This window comes from Xenorhabdus sp. PB61.4, assembly GCF_963894935.1.
Classification (GTDB): domain Bacteria; phylum Pseudomonadota; class Gammaproteobacteria; order Enterobacterales; family Enterobacteriaceae; genus Xenorhabdus; species Xenorhabdus stockiae.
This window is the reverse complement of the sequence record NZ_CAWQJR010000151.1, coordinates 52,813-76,826: the sequence shown is the minus strand read 5'-3', so window position 1 is coordinate 76,826 and position 24,014 is coordinate 52,813. Positions and strand designations below refer to the sequence as shown.

Here is a 24,014-nt window from a genome sequence, read left to right as displayed (position 1 = left end):
CGATGAAAGCAATCAACTATTACTATAACCCGAAACATCCTTTACACCCGTACATCAGTCAGGGGTATGCGAATATTGGGTCATTATCCCCCCTTGACGCGCTGCGCATTGCGCCTGAGTTTAAACAGGGGTTCTGTCCGTGTGAAAAAGAAGGAGAATGGATTAACGTGCCGGATTATCGAGGCGTCACTGTGTATGACAAAAAAACAGCCCAGCCCGTGACGATTGACGATATCGGCACACTGCCGGACGGCGTGACCACCCTGATTCCTGACGTGGATTTTCCGCAATGGGAGGGTGAAAAGTGGGGGACAGATATTCAGGCTCGTAAAACAGCACATATCAGACAAGCGGAACAGCAAAAATCCTCACGGCGACAAGAGGCCGATATGGCTATTGTTCCCTTGCAGGACGCCGTTGACCTCGACATGGCCACCCAGGAAGAGCAAGCCGCACTGCTGGCATGGAAAAAATACCGTGTCCTGCTCAACCGAGTGGATTGTACCACCGCGCCTGATATTGACTGGCCGAAACAGCCGAAATAAGCGCAGGGGCGATATGCCCCTGATTGTTACTCTGGTCTTTGCGGCCAGTGGATGTCTGAAGTACCTGTTGCTTTTGAGGTATCAACGGTCTGCAAGGCTTTAGCATATTCAACCCACTGAACCAGTTTGGCTTTATCTTCGACTGAAATCATTTCCAGCATCAACTGAAGATGCCAAAGCTGGGTTTGTTCCAGTACCTGTTTAAGGCGTTTGGCTTTTTCTTCTTCCGCCCGGCGGATAAAACGTGTATTACCGGGAACGTAAACACAGATCCCGTCGCGCACTTCAAAATGCCCGTCAAAATCACTCATCTGGCCGCTAAACTCGACGGTGTAATAATCGTCCAAATTTTCCGGCTTATTATTAAAGCCAAAAGTGTCGAAATGATAGATATTCAGGTCATCTTTTTTTACATAAATCAGCATGATTGGTTTCCTATTAAATATGTTACTCCCGGTATATTCGGGAGTGAGATAATAGGGTGTTATCATTTTTATTTCAGTCAGATAGTTTTGTATTGGAGGCCACAGAAGTATGCAGCCTGATAACTCAGTTATGAGCTTGGTGCTTGAGGTCAATTTACGTATTATTTAAGCACCACTTTCGCCAAATCCAGTAAATCATCCGCCGTGACCCTGCTCAATCCTTCGCGAATATCTTCACTCACCCGCTTAAGTGATAACGTGAATTCAATCCGCTTGGCTTTGCCATTGGCAAAAAATTCCGTGCGGCTTTCGGTCAGGCTGTCAATCACAAACATGCCGTAAATCATACCGGTGCCTTCAATCAACGGCCACGGTTTGGCGGAGAACGCCATGGTTCGCAGCACTTCCAGTGAGATATCGCCGCCGGTGACTTCGGGGTACAACATCCCGTTTAAGGTGATACTGTCTTCGCCGGGGCCGGCATACTGCCATTTGGCGGACTTGCCGACACGATCATTTTTTACATGTCGCCAGTCCATAGTGCGGTTGAGTGACTGGTAAGGCGTGGTCTTGAGCATAAAAACAAACATGCCATAAATCATCATCATGATATTAATCCTCGTCGTACAGGCTGGAGCGGCGGCGCACGCCCTGTTGCTGCATGATTTTGTCGATTTCGGCTTTCACCAGCGTACTGATCGATCGGCTGTCTTTCATGTCCACGCCGTGAAAATGCAGGTTAAACGAATAATGCTCATTCCGTGGGGCAGGGCTACTGCCGGCGCGTGCGGGCGTCATGGGCACCGGTACACCATCCAAGACCGGTTGGCGGGGTTGCAGAGCTTCCGTCAGGCGGCTGAGCAGTGAGGGTTGCTGTAAGCGCGGTTCCTGATACAGCCCGTCAACCGGGATCACCGGTGGGCGGTTTTTAAAGACAATCTCGCCCAGTTTATTGGGATCGGTTTGTGGGGCCGCATTGCCTGCGGCGGCCAGTGCGCCGGTAGTATTCTTGTCTTTTTTGTCGCCGGAGTTGTAGACCAGTGGACCGGATTCCGGCTGGTCGATTTTCGGGGATTCCGTTTTCGGCTTGGTGTCCTCGGCTTTTTCAGCGGCTTTCGCGATGGCCTGATCCGGCGGCGTGGGGAGCCATTCCTGTTGAACCATTTTTTTCGCGTTGTCATCCCAGACCCACTTCACCGATTTTTGCACTTCGGGCAGGTTCACTGGTCCCATCGCATTGGCGGCTTCGGCGGCGGCTTGAGTGGCATCCGGGATCATCCCCAGTTTTTCCAGCAACCAGCCCACCCCTTTGGCTACGGCCGCAATGACATTCACTACCCCGGCAATCGCCTTGCCGACCAGTCGGCCGAACGTCTGGCCAGCTTCGGTGGCGGCTTTCAAGCCTTCTGCGGAGGTGTTAACCGGTTCGAACAGGGATTTAAACCAGTCCCAGACTTTTTTGATGGCATTGCCGATGGCATCAAAAATCGGGGCGAACGGGGCAAAGGCCGCGGCGAGCGTATCACGTACCGGGCCGATGGCTTCCATTAACCCGCTGAAAAAACCGGCAAACCAGGCTTTGATGGGTTCCCAGTATTTCCAGATAAGCAAAGCGGCGGCGACAATGGCGATGACCAGTATCCCTATTGGGCTGAGTAACAGTGAAAAACCGCCCATCATCGCGGTAAAGCCAACACGTACCACATTGATGAGCATCCCAAAGCCGCCCGTGGCCAGTCCCTTTAACCCATTACCTAACATGACCAATGCCGTCATCGGTTGCGTGAAAACCAGCAATAAACCCCGTCCGGCGGCCATTCCCCCCTTTTTTAATGCATCCCAGCCACCGGAGGCCAATCCCTTCATCCGGTTGCCGAAATTGAGAATGGCTGTACCTGCACCGCGAAAAATCGGCTTCCAACCTTTCACACTCCGGCTGACACCCCCCAGTGAGGGCAGCAATCCCCGCAATCGGCCGGACAACCGCCCCAGCGACGGGAACAGGGTTGCCAGTCCGCCACCCCGGGTCAGCATAAACAGACTGAGGCGGAAGGCCGCAAATGGGACAAGCACGGCGGCGGCCGCCAGTGCCAGTGCGCCCAGTGCCGTGACCATTATCCCGATGGCCGCTGCGCCGAGTGCCAATCCTTTCGTCAGATTGGGGTGGGCTTTTGTCCATTCACTGACACGACGTAAACAGGCTGTAATCCGTTGGGTAATGTCACGCAATACGGGATCGACCTGTTCTTTGACTTCCACTCTTAACCCTTCCCACGCGGAGGTTAAGTTTTTCAGGTCACCATCCCAGCTATCGGCGTTGACATCCGCAATTTTTTTCGAGCGGCCTTGGGGATTGTCATTGGCGGTTTTTTTCTGTGTGTATTTTCCATCTACCATGCCATCCAACAGACCGGTCATGGCAATCATGGCTTCTTCGCCAAAAATATCTTTTTTCAGCTTAAGCTGGCTGGCCTTATCGTATTTACGCAGGCTGATAGCCATCTCTTTCAGGATCTCGTCGGCATCGCGCAGTTCACCATTGGCTTTTTTCACCTTTACGCCGAGAGCCGTCATCGCATCCGCTGCACCGCCCGTAGGGGCAATCATCCGGGATATCCCGCCACGAAAAGCCGTACCGGCCATACTGCCATCAATGCCATTATCGGCCATGACTCCCAGCATGGCAGCGGTACTTTCCAGACTGATCCCCAGTTGTGATGACAGCGGCCCGGCTTCTTTCATCGCCTCACTGAGGGCTTGCAGGTTCGTGGTGGCACCCGTGAATGTGGTCGTTAAGACATCAGACACGCGACCCATCTGATCGGGATTCAGTTTGAACTGTGACAGAATTTTAGCCCCGATATCCGAGGCTTCGCCCAGCTCTACTTCACCGGCCAGCGCCATATTCAGGATATCTGGCAAGACGGCCTTGATCGCCTCCGGGGTCAAACCAGCCGTAGCCAGAAACTTTTGCCCCATCGCAGCATCGGTGGCGGTGTAGGCGGTTTCTGAGCCGAGCTGCTTCGCTTGATCGCGTAACATCTGGAAACGGGGATCGTGTTTTTCCAGATTGGTAAGTGCCCGGACATTAGCCATCCGGGCGTCAAAATCCCTGCCCGGTGCAATAAAGCGATTCATGCCATACAGGGAACCCGCGCCTGTTGCCACCGCTGCCGCCCCGCCCGCCGCCAGTTTGCTACGGGTTTCTTTGGCGGCCGAATAGCGAGCTTGTGCCTGTGTGACGGCCGTCAGCCGGCGTTGTTGTTCGGCCAGTTGGCGGTTATAGGCTGCGGTGCGTTGGGTCGCCTGATCAGTGACACTGGTGCTGCGGTTGACAAAAATACCATGCCGGTACAGGCGTTCACCTAATGTGCGTAATGCTTGCTGTTCATTTCTCAGTGTACGGCCATAACGATCCCGTTCCTGCCGGGCAGCCAGTAATATCCGGCGCTGTTCTTCCGTCTGTTCCCTGAAACGCGGGAATTCGGTTGCCAGCGCCTTCACTTTGGCTTTGGCTTCTTCGTAGCTCTCACTGGTCTTTCTAACGGAGTCGGTCAGTCGTTCAAAGGTTCGCGCCTGACTTTGCAGATTACGGGCACTGTTCTGGGTATTGCGGATTTGGGAAGACAGCCCCGCGGCTGCCCGGCTGGCAGCATTCAGGGGGCCGGAGAGTCGGTTGGCGGCGTTCAGTGAGACCCGGATATTTAAATTGCGGTCGGTCATGATTCATTTCCGTTTCGGGTCGCCGCGCGTTCGTGCCATTTCAGCAGTTCACTGACCGTCATTGCGTAGCACTCTGACGGCGACCAGTGAAATACAGTAGCAATATCTGCAATGATTTCGTCAGTATCGGCAGTGGGGCAGGGAATTAGCTGTCGGCCTGTTCGTTCGTCTTGCTCTCGGGTGAGGTGGGTGCTAAAAAATCCGCCACCCCGCCACCCCGCCGGCCAGCAGGGCAAAATCCTGAACGTTCATCGTACTGACATCCACTTCACTGAGGCGCGGATGGGTCACGCGGGGCAGCAGCGTGATGAGAGAGTTCACATCGCTGGTCATGACGTCATACAGCTTTAACCCGCGCAGCGCACCGACCTGTTTCATGGTATCCGTGATGGTGATCTCAGTAATTTCCTGTCCGTTCGCCAGTTTCAGTGGCTGGCTGAGTGTGATAGTGTGTGCCATAGCGTAATAACTCCTGATAATAAATCGATTAATGACCAATATTGGCCCGGTGTTTTTCAAGCAGATCCTGACCGTTTACCCGCCAGACCAGATTGAGCATATCGACTTCATGCAGCTCGTCATTGTTCAGCGTGATCTTGCAGTAGGTATTTTTCAGTGTGTACTTATGCTGGGTATTTTCCCCGGCTTTGGCGCTGCCCCAGTCTACTTCGGTAAAGCGCCCGCGGGTCTGGATCTCACAGGCGACGGTTTCCCCGGTGGCATCGTCGTAGTACGATCCGGCAAAACGCAGTTGCAGGCTGTCAATCCGGCCGCCCCATGTTTTGAGCAGGCTGGCTTCCAGTCCGCCCATGGTGACTTCCATATCCAGTGCGCCGCTATCCATGCCCATCAGAACGGCCACGGAGCCGGGCATTCCGGCACCCTGATAATCTTCGGTCTTGAGGGTTAACTTGGGCGTCGTCACTTCCTCAACCTGTCCCAAATATGTCTGACCATCAATAAAGACATCAAACATAAAGAGTTTTTTCGGCATCCCCATGCGAATTTCCCCTTAACCTAACTGATTAAAAACAGCAAAATATTCATCGGTAAACGTCTGCACCAGTTGCAGGTTTTCCAGCGGCGGAACAGGCGTGTATTTGTAGTGGATCGTTGCTGTCCCATCGCGCAGCATTTCTTTCGGGTTGTCGGTCGGATCAAACCAACATTCAAACCCCAGCAAACGCCCCTCAGTGACCAGTTGTGCGCCTTTACGGTTGATACCGTCCACCACATCTTTTACCAGTGACGGCAACAGGGGTTTATCGACATAGGCGAAATGCGCTTCAGCGATCATGTCAGCCAGTATCTGCGCGGTGCGGGTGTACACTTCGAAGAAGTAGGTCTGGGCATCACAGGTACGGTTGCCCCAAAATCGGAAGCCGTCACGCTTAATCAGCGTGGTGATGCCTTTGCTGTTCAGGTCGTCCGCATCAGTATCCGTGCCCTGTAATGTCCAGTAGATATCGGCGGAAATCCCCAGTACACCATTAATCGGCACGTTAGACAGCGACTTATGCCAGCCCTGTTCAGCATCAATGCGGGCACGCAAACCCAGTGCAAACGCGGTCGCCGGTACGGTTTCATTCTGCCCGGACAGGCTGTTATAGGTGATGAAATCCGGGTAAATCATCATGATTTCACGTTGACTGAAATTTTTGCGGTACGTCTTCACCTCGGCCAGCGTCTTGCAGTTATGGGCGCTGATATAAGCGAAGGCCTTTAATTTTTCGGCAAAAATCGCCAGTTGCAGGGCAACAGGTTGCGTGTCCAGTTGAGGGACAGCCAGCAAACGCGGGTGTTCGCCGGTGTTGATTTCGGCAGCCAGTAGCGCATATAACCCGGTGTAGCGTCCCGTTGTACTGAGTCCGCCAATAACCAACTGATCCTGTGTTTTCTTCTCGCCGTCCCCTTTCTGGTTGGTGGCGTCAGCAACGCGGATCACAATCACTTTCGGGCTGCACTGGTCAGAAATGGCTTTCAGTGTGGTGTATAACGTGCCGGTTTTCCCCGCCTTGCCGATGACACTGTTGATACGGGTGACTAAGACCGGCATATCCAGCGGGAATGTCTCGGCGTCGGCATCATCCGCCGTACAAATAACCGCAATCACGGCGGTATTAATATCGCGTATCAGCGTGCTGAGTTCGGTGGTTTCCCTGACCGATACGCCATGATGAAATGACATAACCTTGTTGCCTCATCAGATTGTCGATAACGCTATGTTGCGGTCTTTTGACAGGCAAATCACGCGGAGCGGCTTCTCGCGGAGCGCTGACACCGGACAGGCATTGTTCGCGCGCCCGCGCGGGGCAATCATGGGATAACTTCGCAACAGATGAGAGCCCCATGAACCCGATTGATATTCTGACCAGCACGGATTACGTGAAACAACCCGCTTTTGACCTGCGTATTGGCGGAGAAAAAATCACTTCCCTGAATGATCGCCTGCTGTCCCTGTCACTGACCGATAACCGCGGCTTTGAGGCCGATACACTGGAACTGGCGATTGATGACACGGACGGTAAAGTGGCATTGCCACCGCGTGGCGCAGAAATTGCCGTCAGGCTGGGCTGGCAGGGGGAACCTCTAGTCGAAAAGGGGTTGTTCGTCGTGGATGAAATCAGTCACAGTGGGCCCCCTGACAGGTTGGAGATCACCGCCCGCAGTGCGGATTTTCGGGAAGAGTTCAACATCAAACGGGAGTATAGCTGGCATGATGTCACCATTGGTGATGTGGTGAGTGCCATTGCCGGGCGCTATGACCTGCAACCGGGCGTGAGTCGTCAATTGATGGGAGTTGAAATTGATCATGCTGACCAGACCAATGAAAGTGATATCAGCTTCCTGTCCCGCATGGCAGAGATGGTTGGCGCGGTGGCGACGATTAAGAATGGCCGTCTGTTGTTTATCGTGCCAGGGCAGGGAGTATCACAGAGTGGCAGCCTGTTGCCGGTTGTCACCCTTCATCGTGACAGTGGCGATCGGCACAGCTTCCGCGTAGCTGACCGTGCCGCTTATACCGGGGTTAAAGCCTGTTGGCTGGATCTGAATTTTGGCAAACAACCCGCCACCACCCTGAAGCGTAAGCGCAAACAAAGTAAAGAAAAAAAAGCCCGGTCTAGCCGCCGTGAAGGGGAGTATCTGGAAGGGGCAGACGGGAACGTCTACGTGATGCGCCAGACGTTCAAAACCGAGCAGGCTGCCCGACGTGCGGCGGCATCAAAGTGGTCACGCCTGCAACGCGGGGCGGCGGAGTTTGCTATCACACTGGCACGGGGCAGGGCAGAACTGTATCCCGATCTGACGGCGGCTGTGGTGGGATTTAAGGCCACCATTGACAGCCACCAATGGACGTTATCGCGGGTGGTTCATGTCATCAATGAAAATGGCTTTACCACTCAGTTAGAGCTGGAATTAAAAATTAAGGAGACGGACATGGCAGAAAGTGACCAATAATCATAAACAATGCGGTATAATCGCGGCAGGCACACCCCCAATGATGGAGGGTTTTTTCATGGCGTTTACCTGTCCCCAATGCGGCGCTGTGGCAAAGACGCGAACCAGCGAAATGATGAGTGAAGAAACACGGCGCAGTTATCACCAATGCCAGAATATTCTGTGTGGCTGCACGTTTACCACGATCACCAGCATTGAGCGGTATTTGACACTCCCGACACCTCAGCAACTTCCGACTGATTTTACCGTTCCGAAACTGGCGTTCCCGGCCAGCCATTACGGTGATGAACAAATTGGATTTGGATTCTGATTGAAGGCAGCCCCGAATAAAAATCGGGGCTTATTCTGTATTTGTTATGCAGAAAATTTATTATTCAGGGAGCATGTCCGTTATCACGAAAACCTGTCCTTCATCTGATACGGTCACTTTCGGTATGTACGCTATAACTTCGCCCGTTTTTATATCTACTTTCGCCGTACGATAATCTTCTTCTATCCTTTCGAATATACTTCTGCCTTTGAATACGGTGTGTACGACAGCGTAAGGTTGTTGTTGCTGGTTGAGGGCTAATTGGTAGGTTGTTTCAATATGCTGATAACTGGAAACATCAAACATATTGCGTTTAATGGCGTTTTCTAACGGTTTGTAGGCATTATTGGTGCGGTTAAAGTTTGCAATAAAGTTATCCAGATTGATGGAGTCATCAGGTGTACTTAAATATTTTCTGAAATCCTCATCACACGCCAGAATTTCATCAGGTTTTAGCTTACCCGGTTTCGCAGAATAGCGTTGAGTTAAGCAGGTGTAGAAAGGCCCCGTCACCATCTCACGTATTTTATTGAAAGAAAAATGGCTTTTATCGTTGGAAGCAGTCTGCTGGTCATAACGGCTAGTCAAGTCAGCATTACTGACGATATGGAAGGTCGCGGCACAAGCCATAATACCAACGGTTATGGCTATGATGGTTTGCGGCTTTAATCCGCTTGATCTTTTTTCTCCACAGTGTGGGCATGTTTGTTCATTCGGTGTTATCTCCCCCTGACATTTTTTACAATTTATGCGTTTCATAGCCATCAATCCCTATCCAATTTTGTTTGGTTATCCATTTTCATCACAATAATGGGACAAATATGACAAATGAGCATGTCTGGTCAAGGAGGGGTCTGTATAGATGTGAGATTTATCTAATAGATTGATAGCGATGAAGCAGAAAACCTTTCGAAAATAGAAGGGTATTTTTTCATTCGTACAGCGGATTTTTTAATTTTGATTCGTGAGCGAAGTCACTGTGAAAAGGCGGTTAATTGAAGGGTATCTGGCGATAAGAGAAAAACTGCGTCGCCACTCCGTCGCCATTTCGTCGCCACTTTGCTATTTTCGTGCAGTTTAAAACAAAGAAAAAAGCCACCTTGCGGTGGCCTTTTTTATTCCCGAACTCACTGTTTTATCAGTGGTTTTTAATTTGGTGCCAGGGCGGGACTAGTAAATATACATAATATGTTGAATATATGGTATTTATTTTTATTTATTGATTTTATGCCCCTGATAGTGCCCCCAGAATTTTTTGCTTCCTGAATTAGAGTATCTAACTGATTTTGCTTTTCTTTATATGAGTTATATGAACTTGTGTGTTTTGTCGTCGTTTTAGAGTAAGGAAATCGCAAGGTTTAAAAATAGTCTAATTAGGTTGTCATTTACTTTTTAGAATATCACATTAAGATTTATTATTTTTTATGAAGTAGATCTTAAATAACACCCCATACTCGGCACCATGCAGTAGTTTCAGCTTTTGAAAGGCTACGACAATATACCTGTCAACAAACTTGGGTTTCCTCACGTTTCTGGATCAACCTGCTATTCTATTTGCATCAATGCCATCATTTCTTTGTCTGTTCTTGTCTGACTATCCGAAAACTCAGTATTGCGCCCAATATTAGAAGAATAGCGATACAAAGCATTGCAGCAATAAATGCAGATGATATGGCTGATACATCATGCCGTGAACCAAGTACGGTAAAGAAAATACCGCCAATAATAGCCACGCTGAGTGCTGCGCTGATTTGTAGTGTTGAGTTTATAATTCCAGAAATCATTCCAGAATAGCCTGCATCTACACGGCTGATAATCATCTTGACCAGAGTTGGTAGAGCCAGACCTTGACCATACCCGATCAAAAATAATATCAAAGCCAGCAAAACTCCAGACGGGGGATGGTCTGGTAGAGTTCCGGAAATAAGGATTATCAATGCGATGAAACCTGCTGCTTCTAGCGTCATGCCAACAGAATTAACGAATCGACCCAGCCATCGTCCCGCAATTGGGGTGGATAATGGACCCAGTAGGAAGCCCAATCCAAAAGGCAGAAAAACCAAACCCGCTGTTAATGGTGTTTCATCGAGTGCTCCCTGAAGGTAGATGGACAACAGGAGAAAGAAGGCGGCAATGGAGTAGAATAGCAGTGCGACAACTAATCCTGTGCGTAGACCAGGCGTTTGGAACGCTGATGGGTTAATCAGTGGTTCACCACCGTTTGCAGCCAGGCGGGTTTCATAACGCCAGAAAACTACTGCCAACACTGGAGATAGAGCCAGTGATATCCAGGCCCATAGTGGCCATCCGGCTTCACGGCCCTCAATTAATGGAATGACTACACAGCCTAGTGTTAACACGGACAGCAATACGCCAGTGAAATCTAGCCGACGGCTATGCTGTATTCTTGTTTCCTGCAGTAACGGAAGGCCGAAAATAAGGACGAGAATGATGATAGGTATATTCACAAGGAAGATGAGTCTCCACCCCAGTCCAAAGATATTTAAGGAAATCAGCATTCCTCCGAATACTTGGCCGACCACAGAGGCCAAGCCAAATATTGCACCATAAATTCCCAATGCTTTGGGTTTTTCGGCATCAGGGAAAATGGCCTGAATTGATGCTAATGCCTGTGGAGCCATGATAGCTGCAGTTAGTCCCTGTAAGGCCCGTCCGATAATTAATACCCAAGGTGACGTGGCAAGGCCACACAAGGTTGAAGCGAGAGCAAACCCGGTCAGTCCGATGAAAAAGATGCGATTACGGCCATAAATATCTCCCAGGCGACCACCCGTAATCAACATAACGGCATACATGGTTGCATAAGTAGAGATAATCAGTTGTTGGCCTGCTGGACTTATACCCAGTTCATCTCTGATGTCGGGTAACGCCACATTGACAATAAAAAAATCGAGTGGAGGAAGAAACGCCCCTACTAGCAATATGGCAAACATAATCCAGCGCTGGGGAGGTGAGTCCCTTTTAGTGGCATTAGTATCTATCATGTTTTGCTACCTTTATGCATATAGGCGTAAATCAGTTCAAAATTAACTGAGTGTGTTATAGCAGAAGTTAGTCTGCATAATCATTTCTGCTTCAAAGGGCTGGGGTTATCCATTCTTATAGCCTATTGGTAAATTAGCTATTTTCGTCTGCTTGGATTGATTTAAGCGTTGAAGCCACCATCTACGTCAATCACTGCGCCCGTAATGTAACGCCCACTGTTACTAGCTAAATATAATACGGTTTTAGCAATATCTTCGGGTTGACCATAGGTATTGAGAGCTAGTTTAGCCAATGTAGATGAAGCTCGCGGTCCATTGGCTGGATTCATATCGGTGTTGACTGGTCCAGGATTAATTAAGTTGACTGTGATGCCTCGTTTACCCAGATCATGGGCGACACCTTTTGTTAAACCAACCAGAGCTGACTTACTAGTAGCATATAAGCTGATACCCGATCGTCCGGCTCGAGTGGCAAGGCAGCTTCCCAGAGAAATGATACGACCACCATCTGGTAAATATTTGACCGCTTGCATGATGGCAACAAACACAGCTCGTAGGTTAACTGATATTGTGCGCTCAAAATCGTCCGGTGTAAGTGAATCAATAGTGCCTGTCAGAAAATTGCCAGCATTGTTGACCAGAATGTCGAGTTGCCCAAGCTTAGCGACTGCCGTATCTACAGCGGAAATCATTTGCTTGACATCGTAGGCATCGGCAGCAATGATTTCAGCTCGTTGACCGAGTGTGTGGATCTCTGCCGCAACTGCTTCTGCTTTGTTCTTGGATGTGTTGTAGGTAATAGCAACATCTGCGCCATGTGCAGCCAGTATTCGAGCAATGGCGGCACCAATACCGCGGCTGCCACCAGTAATGAGAGCAACTTTACCTGTGAGTGAACTCATGGTTAAAACTCCTATTTATAATTAAAGCTAAAAGATCATTTCTGAGGCAAGGGTTAAGTGATAGGAACATTCATTAAAGCGATGCATTACTTTTTCTAAGCCATCATGACCGCATCATTGAAAATGTGGAAATGTTTTTTATTAGCCTATTTCCGGAAGTGCTCCGCTAACAATACCAATCTGAATAGCAATTACCGTAAGGCCACAAAGAAAAACTAGTATCAACGTTGGATTACGGCCTTTAACACGATATCCTCCTTGATTTTCTTTACGACAACGCCAGACCAACAGGCAAGGCAGTAGTAACGCCAGAATTGATAACGCAACAGCGGCGAACGATAATGCCATAACAAAGTTAGGGTAAAATAGGGCACATAACATAGGTGGAAGAAATGTTATCAGGCCAGTTTGCAAACGTCCGATGGTATGGTTGTGGCGTTTCAGTAGGTCGGCAAGATAATCAAACAGGCCGAGTGAAACACCCAGAAATGAAGTTACCAATGCAAGGTCAGCAAACAGACGGGCGGAAAGTTCCATTCTTGGTGAAATAACAATTTCCCTTATGGCTTGCAATAAACCATTTAATCCAGATTGTTGAGCAAGGATTCCAACAAAGGTTTTGGAAGAAATTGCCCCAAGAGTGACTAATTGCCACAGAATATAAGCACACAAGGGAATAGCACTACCGATAATAATTATTTTTCGTAGTTTATTTGTATCCCCTCCCATATAGGAAACGATACTCGGTACACTTCCGTGAAAGCCGAATGAAGTAAAAATCACCGGGATGGCAGATAACACAAGCCCTTGTTCTAACGGCATTGATATGAGATTGATTTTATCAACATGAGGCATCATCACGCTGAGTACTATCACCAGAAACACGATTTTGGCAGTAAACACTAAACGATTAATAAAATCAACGGATTGGGTGCTGATACATACGACACCACCGAAAATTATCGTAAACGCAATGATCCCAATGGAAACAGATATTTTTTTACCCAGCCAAGAAGACAGGCTGGCAGCTAACAATTCACCAGCCCCGCTGATATATGCCGTTGTCAGAGCATACATCAGGAATAGCATACTGAAGCTCGCTAATACCTGCCCACCGGTACCTAAGTAGTGTTTTGCAATCGTTCCCAGACCGGTACTGGCCTTATTATGTTGATAAACTTCTACCAGCAGGAGTCCGGTATAGCACATCAATGCCCACAGTACGATTAACATAATCAGTGTCGTTCCAAAACCGACACCTGCTGCAGCCAGTGGCATAGCTAGCATTCCTGCTCCAATAGTCGTGCCGGCTATGATAAAAGTACTACCAATAGTGCGATTCTTCACGCTAGCCTCATTTTTGCATGGGTTGATAAAATTGTGTCAATAAAAATTATTCCTCAATGGAATGCAGCGAAAAGCGCCACTTTATTGATTTTCATAGTTCTCCATTTTTGTAAAAGAATTACGAAGCATAGATACTGTGGTTAGAAATTAAAATTTTAAAGCGTAACTTCCTGTACTAATACCCCGCGTAGTCTTATTAATACAATTTGGCGTTGAGTAGATACACTTATATTAATAGTATAATAACAATGAATGGTTCTGTCGCATTAAGCCCTGTCTGGATAGTATTGCATTTTTTATTGATTGAACTGATGATGTTAATAGGTGTGACATTGTTCATTATGATGGCCTCTCTTTATTGAAATAAATCATATATTTTCAATACACTGCTGATAGGGGGAGAGATGACTGTCTCCTTATGAACGACAAAGTGATAAAGGTGTTAATTGAATATAGGTGTTTTATTTATATAGGTAATAAATTTATTTTACACTAGACATTTAACCACATTTCATGTGGTTGATAATTATAATTAATTATGTTTTCAGAGTATTCTCTGAGGAAAATTTTTATTTTTGTTGAATTGAGACTATATTAATAATTGAGTGTGATTTGTTGTTTTATGTGTTAATAGAAACGACCCATTTAAGAAGCAAAAAAGCAAAGGAAATTAACATCATGAGTAGTTATCCAAACAACAATATTAAAGAACAAACACCAGCTATTCTATCAGTAGAAGAGGGGGAGCAATTAACCAGGCGTTGGGGATATCCTTTAACAATTAAGGTAGATCCTGTTACTACTGGAGCAAAAAGATTTTCTGTTGGTACTGAGGATATTCCTCCAGGAAAGGTTATTCCTCGTCATCGTCATACACATTCAGAAGAGCTAATAATCGTACAATCAGGCTCTGTAATTGCTCACATAGGCAATGAAAGGCGTGCTTTAAGTGCAGGTGGAATGGCCTATGCTCCAGAAAATACGTGGATGGGGTTCGAAAATAGAGGTAATACAACTGCAACGATAATATGGATTTTTACTACCCCCGGATTTGAAGAATATGTTAGGGCAACATCAGTTCCCTCTGGAGATCCGGTAATTCCACTTTCAGCCAGTGAATTAGTTGAGATTCGTAAAAAATATAAATCCTACATCGAATTAGAAGGTGGGAATTTCGATAGCTATCCTACTGATGTGAAAAATAAAAAATAAACCTTATCTAAAGTTTTTCAAAATATTAAAATAAACTAAATATGTGGTTTTTATAATTACTTATTTCTATTTGTTGGGTTTGAATTTCATTTAAATATCAGCTGTAACTCTATTGTTGAATATTATTTTGTCTCCTATATTTATAGGTGGGATTATACTCTGTAAATTTTCTTATTAATTATTAGGAGGAATCATGACTGATATTTTCGAAAATCCAATGGGATTAAATGGATTTGAATTTATCGAGTTTTCATCACCAGAACCAGATTTACTTGAACGTACTTTCGAACTATTAGGGTTCATTGAAATAGCCCGACATCGTTCTAAAAATGTTTCTTTGTACCGTCAAGGTGAAATTAACTTCATTGTCAATAGAGAGCCTCAAAGTGCCGCTGCTTATTTTGCTTCTGAACATGGTTCAGGTGCCTGTGGCTTAGCTTTTCGTGTCAAAGATGCTCATCAGGCCTATAACCGGGCTATAGAATTAGGAGCACAACCTATCGAAATTCCTACTGGTCCGATGGAACTACGTCTGCCTGCTATTCGTGGTATTGGTGGTACGACACTATATTTGATTGATGACTCTAAAGAAATAATTTCAATATATGACATTGATTTTCAATATCTAGATGGTATAGATAAGTATCCAAGAGGCTATGGATTTACAAAAGTTGACCATCTTACTCATAATGTCTACCGAGGTCGTATGATCTTTTGGGCAAATTTTTATGAGAGTGTTTTTAATTTTCGTGAAATTAGATACTTTGATATTAAAGGTGAATACACAGGTTTAGTTTCTAAGGCAATGACTGCACCTGATGGTAAGATCCGAATACCTCTTAATGAAGAATCAGATAAAGGTTCTGGTCAAATAGAAGAATTTTTAATGAAATTCAATGGAGAAGGTATTCAACATATAGCATTACTTACTGATGATATTTTTCATAGTGTGGATAAACTAATTGAAGCAGGGGTTCCACTTATGAAAGCTCCTCCAGAAAGTTATTATAAAATGCTTGCTGAGCGCATACCTAATAATGGTGAGGATCCTAAGCTACTTCAAAGAAGAGGTATTCTCTTGGATGGTTCTATCGAAAATGGAACGCCCCGCTTACTATTACAAATATTCTCAGCTAATCTATTAGGTCCAGTGTTTTTTGAATTTATCCAACGTAAAGGAGACCAGGGATTCGGAGAGGGTAATTTCAAAGCGTTATTTGAATCCATTGAGCGAGATCAGGTTGAACGTGGAGTTATAACAATTTAATACTTGAAAACAAAGAAATACCACTATGTGCTTTATATCTGGGTCGGTATCTTTCTTGTATTATATTTATTAACTTGAGGTTATGCTGTAACACTTTGTAATATAGCTACAACTGTCTTCCGATTGATATGAAAAATTAAAGTTCGTGACATATCACAATAAATCTTTTATAAGATGTGTCACGATAAAAATAAATAAAAGAATTATATTCGATCTTCAGAAGACATGAGAGGGATGAGAACTCTACTGGGCTCTGGAGATTTGTGAAAGAGTTTCACAATAAAAATTTGCAATGTTGCGCGAGAAAATTTGGTTTGTAACTATTGTTCATCTTTACATTAAAGAAAAAAAGCCGTGAGGGTTAAAAATGGTCAAATTGGGCTGCTATTTCACGCTCAGGGCTTCATGTTAAAATTTATCATTTTTACGAAATCGATCACAAATTAAAGTCAGTTATTCCTGTGGCTTAGAACGGACTTTCCTTTCTAATAATTCTCCAGTATAAGAATCGAAATACCGACTAGGCCAGATCTCTGAGGGATGGATACCCAGGTAATTTGCGATAATCCATTCACCTTTCGGCCACGGCCTACTGAATGCATTTGCCAGTGTAGATGAACTGAGTCCCGCTTCACGAGAAACAGCCGCTAAGGTTGTTCCACGTTTACGTAATGCTGCGATGATATCGGCCTGATGCCAGTCAGTTCTAATGTTGTTATTCATTCCTGCTACCCCTTCCATTAATTAATATTGATGGTGGCGATTCAGACAGGGTTCGCAGTACCGGGGATTACCATCCGGCGAGGCCGAAGCCTCCCCCGCCTGAACCACCATTGAAAGGGTGATAGCAGACGCACTGGTAGAGGAACTTACTACCAGTGGGTAATCCTTACAAGGCTGCGAAACCTTACCACTAGATTTTGCTAATGGCGGGAATACTTTAACTGATTGCTTTATCTAACTCAATAACCGAACGGCTAAGTTGAACGACTATAAATCCGTTCAATGTAACGCCCGCGACCATCACCGTGCCCTAAATCCATTGATACCAGTGCCCGTGCTTCCTGACGGCTAAAACCATTTTGTTGGTAAAAATTAAGCGCATCCTGCGCCCACGCATAACGCAAACTGTGGGGAGAATGACAACCGATTAAACCAATCTTTGTGGTATGTGTCCGCCAGTAGTTCATGGCTTGTTTGAGATCCGGTTTATCAATCAATCTACCGCCGCGTTGTTCTGCAACAGCCATAGCTTGCTCGACAGCCGCTTTTACAGCAGTAACATCCAATACACGGGTTTGTCTTGGTCGGCCACCTTTTGTACCGAAAACAACATGTAGTTTCGGCTCTGGCTGTTCTAATTGTTTGCGCCAGCTTTTCAATGACGCACTGCATTGCACCGCTTCCTGAGAACGTAATCCCAGTAAGCGGGCAAGTTTCAAGGTGACGGCAAATCCAACATCACGTTCAAGTGCTTTTTGATAAACGGCCTGAAACGTAGTATCAGGGATCGCCTGTTTCGTTCCGGCTCGGCTGGTGCCGCTTAATCCCAATGCCTGATTGCTCAAACGCGGCGAGGTTTCCAGTTTTTCTCTGCCTGCCACACGGAAGATATTACGCAATGCGGACATTTCATTCTGCACTGTTCGTTTGGCAATCCCCTGAGATAAACGGGTATCAACATACTGCTCTACATGTTTGGTTTTCAAATTCTTGAGACTTTTCACCTGAATATTCAGGCTCAATAACAACGCGCCCAAACGTCCTGCAATCCGAATACGGTCATGGCAGGTCTTATGACTGCCGCCACCTTGTCGGGCAAAAAACTTTAATTCTTTCATCAATCGACTCATCTCATTTTCCCTGTTGATACCTAACGATATGCGATCTCTGGCGCGCGTCAGTGCGGCAAAACAGAAAGCACCGGTTTTGCCCTTGACGAATATCTGTGCGCCAGAGTGAACGCAGGTTGAGGTATTGCGGGGTATCGGTTGAGTACGCGGTACTGCCGCCTGCGTGTGCAGGTCATCCCCTCCGGCAAAAAAGCCAGCCTCGATATCGTCAAGTTCTCCTTTTTCAATCTAAAAATGCAGTGTCAGATTCACTGCGTGGTGAAGCAGGCGTGAGCCTGTCAGGGTTGTGTTGTTTTTTGGCTGCGGCGTCACTTTCAGCGGTAAACCGGCAAAAAGTGACGCCTTAAATCCGCAAACGGTCAGCAAAAGTCGTGCAAGCGTTGAAATGCCAACAGGCATAGCAAAACGCCGCAAGGTTCGGTGTCAAACGGAAGCAATGAGTTAATTGTTTAGGGGTAAAAAGTTGTCTGCTGAATATTTCAAATATGAGCAGTTAATACGTTGAATCAAAAGTGAAAATCATTCTGAACGTGGGGTGTGATATGAGTTCAGGACGTCACTGGATCTCACTATGCAAAAGTTAAGTGAAAATGAGGTCTGATGCTGATATGAAAGAAGTGCATGGCTCAACGTTCAACGCACTTGGGAGACTATATAAAAACACCTTTTTGAGGTCTTTTTCAGTTTAAGAGACTTTCACCGCCGGACGATGGGTTAGGTGTCTGACGATATCTGCTTCCAAAAGTGTGCAGATGTACCGCAATGCTTGCTCTCCCTTTCAGGCTACAGGAGTTTTATTTCGCCACCCGAAGGCGATCCTGACAGGCGATGGATCGTTTGTGTAGAAGAGATATTAACGTTTAGCCAGAGGCGAGTCAAATCGGGGCAGTTCGTATTAACCTTATTTTTTCTATAGTTCCGTGCCTATTCCACTAATTTCGCCATATTCTGCCAAAATCAGGTGAAAATTCCATCTAATTGGTTAATTAATTTTATTGATGAGTATGTACAATAAATTAACCTGCCGGATAAAAAAATCTAACATAAAAAAGTAAGCATAATGAACAACAACAAGGAATCACTGTACCTGCGAGAACGTGCCTATTTGCGGGAACTGGCACAGCGCGTGGCGAAAGACTCACCGCATCTGGCCGATTTTCTGATTTCCTCTCATGACCCCGATATTACGCGTCTTTTTGAAGCCTTTGCCCTGTTGATTGCCAGTGTCCGGGCTAAACTGGAGGACGAACTCCCCGAAATCACCCACGGGATTCTGTCCCGTATCTGGTCGTTAGCGTTATGTCCCATCCCACCCACCACGATACTCCAGTTTTATCCCGCCGATGGTGAACATCAGGGTTGCACAGATATTCCGGTGGATACCGCCGTTTCGGCTCACCACAACGGGCAGTTAATGACGTTTAAAACCCGCCGTCCGCTGCATATTGAACCTCTGGTCGTACAACAACGCACGGTGAAAAAAACCGGCACTCACAGTGAAATTATGCTGACCCTGTGCCAGACCGGCACGACATCTCCGGTCTGGCAAAGTGGTGCATTAACTTTTTTCCTCGGCACGGACACCGAAAAGGCCGCCCAGCTCAGTCTGTGGCTGGATCAATATATTTGTGAGGTCAGCCTGAATACGCAGGGCAAGCAGCGAAAGCTGCGCGGTTTTCCTTATGGCTGGCATGATCTGCTGGATAGTCCGGTGCTGCCGGTGCCCAAAAATACGTATTCTGGTTTGCAACCGTTGGTGGAATATTATGCCCTGTCCCCACTGTATAACTTTGTCACACTGGATATCAGCAAAAGTTGTACAAAAGTACCCCTGAATGCGGATGGTACATTTGAACTGATTTTTCGTTTCGAGGGTGAATTGCCGCTGACGGATATCGACGAGACATTCTTATTGGGCTGTGTACCGGCTATTCATCTGGAAAATCGGGTAAGCCTGCCCATTGAGCTGGAAGCTGACAACCACCGTTATTCTCTGCCGTTGGGAGAGTCGGTGCGGTTGTTCCGGCTGGGTGATATTGAGGTTGTGGAACAGCCCGATGACAGTGAACAACGCGGGACACCGTATCACTGGCTGCCGATTGAACAGTTTACCCCGGCTGGGCATTTTCTAGACGGGAGTGATCAACCCGACACGTTTTACTACCAGCTTCAGACTGAGCCTGATTTTCTGGGCCGAATCCAGCACCGGCTGCATTTTTTTGATTTGACGGGCAAACCGGCCAACAACTTACCCGCCATTGCGATTTTGTGTTATTTCACCGGCTACCATGAACAGGCACCGGCATTGAAGCAAGGCACGATTAGTGTGACGCAGGAAGGTGCACCGTCTCATCTCAGCGTCCACAATATCACACCGGTCACGACCGATTACCCACCTCTGTTGCAGGAAAAGAGCGGCTGGCCGCTGCTGTCCTGCCTTTCCAGCCCGCCAATGATGCTGTTTGCCACCGACAGCCTGAAACAGTTTCTCCGGCTATTTGACCCGTATGCCGACACGCATCGCCCCCTGAGCCGCCAGTTCCGTCAGCATATTGACGGTATTGTGCAGGTGGAAGAGCGCCTGACCGACCGGATGCGGCTGGGGCGTTCTGTGCGCGGGCATTTACTCGCGCTGACGCTAAATCCCGACTGCTACCGTAATCCGGGGGAGATGTATCGGTTTTGTCGGTTAATCAATCAGGCGTTGGCGTGTTTTATCACCCAGTCTGCGTTTGTCATGCTGGAGATTTTTACGCCGGACAGTCACAAGGCACTGTGGCAGTTCTGGCATGTCGATGGACTACGCCCGGAAATGTAATGGATTAAGGAACACATGACAGAAACCATAAGGAAAGAATCAATATGAAAAGTGGATTACGTTTTGTCTGCACTATTGCCGGTGTGCCGGCAGACACATTTGCTGTGGGGGAATTCTCCCTGCAAGAGGGATTATCAGAACTCTTTACCCTGAACCTGACGCTGGTCAGAGCCGGTAACGCGAATCCGTTCAGACCACAGACTGACATTGATTTGGCCTCACTGTTGATGCAGGAAGCGGTATTGCAGGTGTTTAACGGGGACAGGCTGCAACGTAAAATCACCGGCATCATCTCCCATGCGGACTGGGTTGGCACCGATGGCAATAAGACACTCTATACTCTGACGGTGCGGCCTGCCTGCTGGCGGTTGACGCTCAATCAGGACAGCCGGATTTATCATCAGCAAAATGTCCCGGCGATTTTAAACAGCCTGCTGAAAAAACACCGGGTACAGGCCGATTCTAAGCTCTACGATGTACATCAGGACCGGGAATACGTGACCCAGAAACGGGAGTCTGATTATAGTTTTTTCAGCCGTCTGGCGGCGGAAGAGGGCATCAGTTTCTGGTTTGAGGATGAAACGGCGTTTTTCAGCGACAGCCATCTGGGGATGACTGCCGGGCTGCCGCTGCAATACCAGCCCCAGCCGGAAACAGCCTACGGAACCGATACGATTTATCAGGTACGGTTGGGTGTCGGTATGAGTCCGCAGCGCAGCCTGCATAAGGATTTCAACCCGGCAGAGCCGCGTTATCACCTCTCCCATATGCACAGCAGCGAAGGTTTCCGTGATTTTGGCAGTCAGACCCCCTATACCGTGTTTGAAAGTTACGGGCGTTTTCAGAAAGATGCGGCGGCTATTCCGTTTTTAAAATACCGGCAGGAAGCACTGGACAACCAGAAACAGACCGGTAGCGGCAGCAGTAACTGCATCAAACTGATGCCGGGCAAAATCTTTGAGATAAAAAATCACCCGCATAAGCCGTTGAATGTGCGTTGGCAGGTGGTCGGCATCAGTCATCATGGGCGTTGCCCACAGGCACTGGGCGACAGTGGCGGTGAAGGCTCCACGCTCTCCAATCATTTCAGTTTTATCGACGGCCTTGCCGACTGGCGTCCGTCTTTCCACTATAAACCGCTGGCCGATGGGGATGAAACCGCCATTGTGGTCGGCCCGAAAGGGGAAGAAATTTTTATCAATAAAGACGGTGCGATTAAAGTGCATTTTCACTGGAACCGCTACGACCAACCGGATGATGGGGCATCGTGCTGGGTGCGGGTGGCCCAGGGCTGGAATGGTAACGGTTTTGGTTTTATGGCGATACCCCGTATCGGTCAGGAAGTGATTATCTCCTATCTCAATGGTGATATTGACCGACCGATTGTCACCGGCTGTGTTTATAACGGCTTGAACCGCCCGCCACTGGATTTACCGGCCCAAAAAACCCGCACCACGTTTAAGACCAAGACCCACAAAGGCAAAGGCTTTAACGAACTGCGTTTCGAGGATGCCAAAGACAGTGAGGAAATCTATCTCCACGGCCAGAAAGATTTCACTGCGCATATCGAAAACGATGCTCACTGGCATATCAAACATGACCAGAAACAACGTATCGATAATAACCGTTACCATGATATCCGTGCCGATGACCATCATCAGGTGGCGGGTTCGCGCAAAATCACCACTGAAGGCGATGTGTCGCACCGGATTGCCGGCAGCCAGCATACCCAGACCGGCGATGCGACCGTGATTGACAGCGGGCAGGAAATCCACCTGAAAAGTGGCGGCAAGGTAGTGTTGGAAGCGGCGGCAGAAATCACGCTGAAAGTGGGCGGCAGTTTTCTGAAAGTCACTCCTGCTGGCATTTTGTCTTCAATGATTAATGTAGGGCAGGGTTCAGGTGGCAGCGGGCGAGGGGTTTCACTGCAATTACCGGAAGGCGTGGCACCACTGGCACAAGTAGAACAGCTCCCGATGGCGGAAGTGCTTCCGGTCACTGAATTTCCGGTGCAACCGGCTTGTGCAGAACTGGCACAACAGGATGCCAGTCTAGTCATTAAACCTGTTAAAGAGTAAACACAATGGAAAGAGTTACCACAATGGAGAACACAGAATCTGCAATAAGCTGGCAAGACTGGTTGAATGAATCCAATAAAGCGCCTGTCTTCTTCATTCTCAATTCACTGGCTAAACCGAATCCGATAGAGCCATTTTACCGCCATGACTGGGTTGAACAGGCATTTCCGCTGTATAGCGGTACCCCGATGCGCAATATGTTGAAACAGAGTCCGTGGTTGGTGCAACCGAAGGCTAACCAGTTATTTCAGATAGGGGCCGTGCTGGATAACCATGCACTCAGTGACAATAGCTGGGGCTGGGCTTACCGCAGCCCGACACCGTGGCAGGAACAGCTTAACCACTGGCAGCAGCGGCAATGGGTCATGATGAATGGCGAACCGGTGCTGTTCCGCATGATGGATGCGCGGATATTGGGCGCACTGATGCCTGCCTTTACGCCCAGCGACTGGTCACTGATGCTGTCACCCGTCACCGAACTGGTGATAGACAGGCCGCAACCGATGTGGTTTTGCCGTCCCGACGCGTGTAGCGAAGGTAACAGTGAAATCCCGTTTACATTGGGTGAACATTTACTGGCCGTCTGGTTACGTTCACCTTACGGACTGAAAGTCTTCACCAGCTCCCTTTATAACGATTTATGGGAAAACCACGGTGCAATGGCGAAACAATGGGATCAACCAGAAGGCAGTTTAGAACCCCGGATTGAACAGTGGTTGCGACAAAAACTCGAAGCCGGACAACGTATTGAAAAAGTATCCAGTCAGGATTACCTACTGGCGATGGAACAAGAAAAAGAACAGGAGAGAGAGCGATGAGTGATGAAAATTCGGTTTATTGTCATGATTGCCAGAAAATACTTAAAGACGATTTATACATTAAACTGGTTAGAGACTACACACATGAGCCGATACCTAATACGCCTTATACACTGACAAATAAAGGACAGGAACATTCAGGCACGAGTGATGGTAACGGGATGAATCTTGAAAAAGGTTTAACCAGTACACCGTTTACCGTCAAAATAAATCCTTCTCAGTCAGTTTAGTTGGAGCGCCTCATTAAAAATA

The 24,014-nt window shown here is 47.5% G+C and carries 23 protein-coding genes; 9 read left to right on the top strand and 14 right to left on the bottom strand.

Going from position 1 to position 24,014, the window contains the following annotated elements; all coding sequences use genetic code 11:
* Positions 1 to 2 precede the first annotated feature (2 nt).
* Positions 3 to 545: a tail fiber assembly protein gene (locus AACX68_RS09315; protein ID WP_228857943.1), complete on the top strand. Its 543-nt coding sequence runs from the start codon at positions 3 to 5 to the stop codon at positions 543 to 545.
* 26 nt (positions 546 to 571) lie between these two features.
* On the opposite strand, the gene AACX68_RS09310 is transcribed toward AACX68_RS09315, so the two are convergent.
* From AACX68_RS09310 to AACX68_RS09280, 7 genes are all read right to left on the bottom strand, one after another.
* The gene (locus AACX68_RS09310) at positions 572 to 970 is read right to left on the bottom strand and encodes a tail fiber assembly protein (RefSeq protein WP_228857942.1); all 399 of its coding nucleotides are present in this window, start codon (positions 968 to 970) and stop codon (positions 572 to 574) included.
* Between the two features lie 161 nt (positions 971 to 1,131).
* Positions 1,132 to 1,578, bottom strand: coding sequence for a phage tail protein (locus tag AACX68_RS09305; protein WP_228857941.1), 447 nt, complete (start codon positions 1,576 to 1,578; stop codon positions 1,132 to 1,134).
* Between the two features lie 4 nt (positions 1,579 to 1,582).
* On the bottom strand, positions 1,583 to 4,693 hold the full coding sequence (locus AACX68_RS09300) for a phage tail tape measure protein (protein ID WP_228857940.1): 3,111 nt from the start codon (positions 4,691 to 4,693) through the stop codon (positions 1,583 to 1,585).
* Positions 4,690 to 4,929, bottom strand: a complete 240-nt coding sequence (locus AACX68_RS20180) for a GpE family phage tail protein (RefSeq protein WP_370630266.1) — start codon at positions 4,927 to 4,929, stop codon at positions 4,690 to 4,692. Before AACX68_RS20180 ends, AACX68_RS09300 begins: the two co-directional genes overlap by 4 nt.
* Positions 4,886 to 5,212 (bottom strand): phage tail assembly protein, encoded by a 327-nt coding sequence (locus tag AACX68_RS09290; RefSeq protein ID WP_228857939.1) that lies wholly within the window; start codon positions 5,210 to 5,212, stop codon positions 4,886 to 4,888. Before AACX68_RS09290 ends, AACX68_RS20180 begins: the two co-directional genes overlap by 44 nt.
* The gene (locus AACX68_RS09285) at positions 5,181 to 5,693 is read right to left on the bottom strand and encodes a phage major tail tube protein (RefSeq protein WP_228857938.1); all 513 of its coding nucleotides are present in this window, start codon (positions 5,691 to 5,693) and stop codon (positions 5,181 to 5,183) included. Before AACX68_RS09285 ends, AACX68_RS09290 begins: the two co-directional genes overlap by 32 nt.
* 12 nt (positions 5,694 to 5,705) lie before the next feature.
* Positions 5,706 to 6,881 (bottom strand): phage tail sheath subtilisin-like domain-containing protein, encoded by a 1,176-nt coding sequence (locus AACX68_RS09280; RefSeq protein ID WP_228857937.1) that lies wholly within the window; start codon positions 6,879 to 6,881, stop codon positions 5,706 to 5,708.
* Between the two features lie 161 nt (positions 6,882 to 7,042).
* On the opposite strand from AACX68_RS09280, the gene AACX68_RS09275 reads away from it, so the two are divergent.
* The gene (locus AACX68_RS09275) at positions 7,043 to 8,152 is read left to right on the top strand and encodes a phage late control D family protein (protein WP_228857957.1); all 1,110 of its coding nucleotides are present in this window, start codon (positions 7,043 to 7,045) and stop codon (positions 8,150 to 8,152) included.
* Positions 8,153 to 8,210: 58 nt separating this feature from the next.
* Entirely contained in the window at positions 8,211 to 8,462 is a 252-nt protein-coding gene (locus AACX68_RS09270) for an ogr/Delta-like zinc finger family protein (RefSeq protein ID WP_228857936.1), read from the top strand.
* Positions 8,463 to 8,522: 60 nt separating this feature from the next.
* Here the strand turns inward: AACX68_RS09270 and AACX68_RS09265 are convergent, their stop codons facing one another.
* The 4 genes from AACX68_RS09265 to tyrP form a co-directional block, all read right to left on the bottom strand.
* Complete coding sequence (locus AACX68_RS09265; protein WP_228857935.1) at positions 8,523 to 9,221, bottom strand: hypothetical protein; 699 nt, start codon at positions 9,219 to 9,221, stop codon at positions 8,523 to 8,525.
* A gap of 809 nt (positions 9,222 to 10,030) precedes the next feature.
* Entirely contained in the window at positions 10,031 to 11,467 is a 1,437-nt protein-coding gene (locus tag AACX68_RS09260) for an MFS transporter (RefSeq protein ID WP_228857934.1), read from the bottom strand.
* 161 nt (positions 11,468 to 11,628) lie between these two features.
* The gene (locus AACX68_RS09255) at positions 11,629 to 12,369 is read right to left on the bottom strand and encodes an SDR family NAD(P)-dependent oxidoreductase (RefSeq protein ID WP_099109773.1); all 741 of its coding nucleotides are present in this window, start codon (positions 12,367 to 12,369) and stop codon (positions 11,629 to 11,631) included.
* Positions 12,370 to 12,510: 141 nt separating this feature from the next.
* A complete protein-coding gene (tyrP, locus tag AACX68_RS09250; RefSeq protein WP_228857933.1) occupies positions 12,511 to 13,716 on the bottom strand; it encodes a tyrosine transporter TyrP in 1,206 nt (401 codons plus the stop codon).
* 678 nt (positions 13,717 to 14,394) lie between these two features.
* On the opposite strand from tyrP, the gene AACX68_RS09245 reads away from it, so the two are divergent.
* Positions 14,395 to 14,928, top strand: a complete 534-nt coding sequence (locus tag AACX68_RS09245; protein ID WP_228857932.1) for a cupin domain-containing protein — start codon at positions 14,395 to 14,397, stop codon at positions 14,926 to 14,928.
* 193 nt (positions 14,929 to 15,121) lie between these two features.
* Positions 15,122 to 16,195 (top strand): 4-hydroxyphenylpyruvate dioxygenase, encoded by a 1,074-nt coding sequence (gene hppD / locus AACX68_RS09240; RefSeq protein WP_228857931.1) that lies wholly within the window; start codon positions 15,122 to 15,124, stop codon positions 16,193 to 16,195.
* A gap of 453 nt (positions 16,196 to 16,648) precedes the next feature.
* On the opposite strand, the gene AACX68_RS09235 is transcribed toward hppD, so the two are convergent.
* From AACX68_RS09235 to AACX68_RS09225, 3 genes are all read right to left on the bottom strand, one after another.
* On the bottom strand, positions 16,649 to 16,918 hold the full coding sequence (locus tag AACX68_RS09235) for a helix-turn-helix domain-containing protein (RefSeq protein ID WP_228857930.1): 270 nt from the start codon (positions 16,916 to 16,918) through the stop codon (positions 16,649 to 16,651).
* A 254-nt stretch (positions 16,919 to 17,172) separates the two neighbouring features.
* Positions 17,173 to 18,048 carry an integrase domain-containing protein gene (locus AACX68_RS09230; protein ID WP_228857929.1) on the bottom strand — a complete coding sequence of 292 codons (876 nt, stop codon included), beginning with the start codon at positions 18,046 to 18,048 and terminating at the stop codon, positions 17,173 to 17,175.
* Positions 18,049 to 18,276: 228 nt separating this feature from the next.
* Positions 18,277 to 18,447: a hypothetical protein gene (locus AACX68_RS09225; protein WP_228857928.1), complete on the bottom strand. Its 171-nt coding sequence runs from the start codon at positions 18,445 to 18,447 to the stop codon at positions 18,277 to 18,279.
* 661 nt (positions 18,448 to 19,108) lie between these two features.
* On the opposite strand from AACX68_RS09225, the gene AACX68_RS09220 reads away from it, so the two are divergent.
* From AACX68_RS09220 to AACX68_RS09205, 4 genes are read left to right on the top strand one after another with little or no spacing between them, the layout of a single operon-like run.
* A complete protein-coding gene (locus AACX68_RS09220) occupies positions 19,109 to 20,866 on the top strand; it encodes a type VI secretion system baseplate subunit TssF (RefSeq protein ID WP_228857927.1) in 1,758 nt (585 codons plus the stop codon).
* A 44-nt stretch (positions 20,867 to 20,910) separates the two neighbouring features.
* Entirely contained in the window at positions 20,911 to 22,944 is a 2,034-nt protein-coding gene (locus AACX68_RS09215; RefSeq protein WP_228857926.1) for a type VI secretion system Vgr family protein, read from the top strand.
* A 5-nt stretch (positions 22,945 to 22,949) separates the two neighbouring features.
* Positions 22,950 to 23,762 carry a DUF4123 domain-containing protein gene (locus AACX68_RS09210; protein WP_228857925.1) on the top strand — a complete coding sequence of 271 codons (813 nt, stop codon included), beginning with the start codon at positions 22,950 to 22,952 and terminating at the stop codon, positions 23,760 to 23,762.
* A complete protein-coding gene (locus tag AACX68_RS09205; RefSeq protein ID WP_228857924.1) occupies positions 23,759 to 23,992 on the top strand; it encodes a hypothetical protein in 234 nt (77 codons plus the stop codon). The genes AACX68_RS09210 and AACX68_RS09205 overlap by 4 nt, the downstream gene beginning before the upstream one ends.
* Positions 23,993 to 24,014 lie beyond the last annotated feature (22 nt).

Excerpts from the sequence above, each read along its gene's own strand:
- AACX68_RS09215 (WP_228857926.1), top strand. The coding sequence starts at position 20,911 with ATGAAAAGTGGATTACGTTTTGTCTGCACTATTGCCGGTGTGCCGGCA.
- AACX68_RS09255 (WP_099109773.1), bottom strand. The coding sequence starts at position 12,369 with ATGAGTTCACTCACAGGTAAAGTTGCTCTCATTACTGGTGGCAGCCGC.
- AACX68_RS09245 (WP_228857932.1), top strand. The coding sequence starts at position 14,395 with ATGAGTAGTTATCCAAACAACAATATTAAAGAACAAACACCAGCTATT.
- AACX68_RS09205 (WP_228857924.1), top strand. The coding sequence starts at position 23,759 with ATGAGTGATGAAAATTCGGTTTATTGTCATGATTGCCAGAAAATACTT.
- AACX68_RS09275 (WP_228857957.1), top strand. The coding sequence starts at position 7,043 with ATGAACCCGATTGATATTCTGACCAGCACGGATTACGTGAAACAACCC.
- AACX68_RS09225 (WP_228857928.1), bottom strand. The coding sequence starts at position 18,447 with ATGCCTGTTGGCATTTCAACGCTTGCACGACTTTTGCTGACCGTTTGC.
- AACX68_RS09285 (WP_228857938.1), bottom strand. The coding sequence starts at position 5,693 with ATGGGGATGCCGAAAAAACTCTTTATGTTTGATGTCTTTATTGATGGT.
- AACX68_RS09315 (WP_228857943.1), top strand. The coding sequence starts at position 3 with ATGAAAGCAATCAACTATTACTATAACCCGAAACATCCTTTACACCCG.
- AACX68_RS09280 (WP_228857937.1), bottom strand. The coding sequence starts at position 6,881 with ATGTCATTTCATCATGGCGTATCGGTCAGGGAAACCACCGAACTCAGC.
- AACX68_RS09230 (WP_228857929.1), bottom strand. The coding sequence starts at position 18,048 with ATGAGTCGATTGATGAAAGAATTAAAGTTTTTTGCCCGACAAGGTGGC.
- AACX68_RS09310 (WP_228857942.1), bottom strand. The coding sequence starts at position 970 with ATGCTGATTTATGTAAAAAAAGATGACCTGAATATCTATCATTTCGAC.
- hppD (WP_228857931.1), top strand. The coding sequence starts at position 15,122 with ATGACTGATATTTTCGAAAATCCAATGGGATTAAATGGATTTGAATTT.
- AACX68_RS09260 (WP_228857934.1), bottom strand. The coding sequence starts at position 11,467 with ATGATAGATACTAATGCCACTAAAAGGGACTCACCTCCCCAGCGCTGG.
- AACX68_RS09265 (WP_228857935.1), bottom strand. The coding sequence starts at position 9,221 with ATGAAACGCATAAATTGTAAAAAATGTCAGGGGGAGATAACACCGAAT.
- AACX68_RS09220 (WP_228857927.1), top strand. The coding sequence starts at position 19,109 with ATGAACAACAACAAGGAATCACTGTACCTGCGAGAACGTGCCTATTTG.
- AACX68_RS09305 (WP_228857941.1), bottom strand. The coding sequence starts at position 1,578 with ATGATGATGATTTATGGCATGTTTGTTTTTATGCTCAAGACCACGCCT.
- AACX68_RS09300 (WP_228857940.1), bottom strand. The coding sequence starts at position 4,693 with ATGACCGACCGCAATTTAAATATCCGGGTCTCACTGAACGCCGCCAAC.
- AACX68_RS09270 (WP_228857936.1), top strand. The coding sequence starts at position 8,211 with ATGGCGTTTACCTGTCCCCAATGCGGCGCTGTGGCAAAGACGCGAACC.
- AACX68_RS09210 (WP_228857925.1), top strand. The coding sequence starts at position 22,950 with ATGGAAAGAGTTACCACAATGGAGAACACAGAATCTGCAATAAGCTGG.
- AACX68_RS09235 (WP_228857930.1), bottom strand. The coding sequence starts at position 16,918 with ATGAATAACAACATTAGAACTGACTGGCATCAGGCCGATATCATCGCA.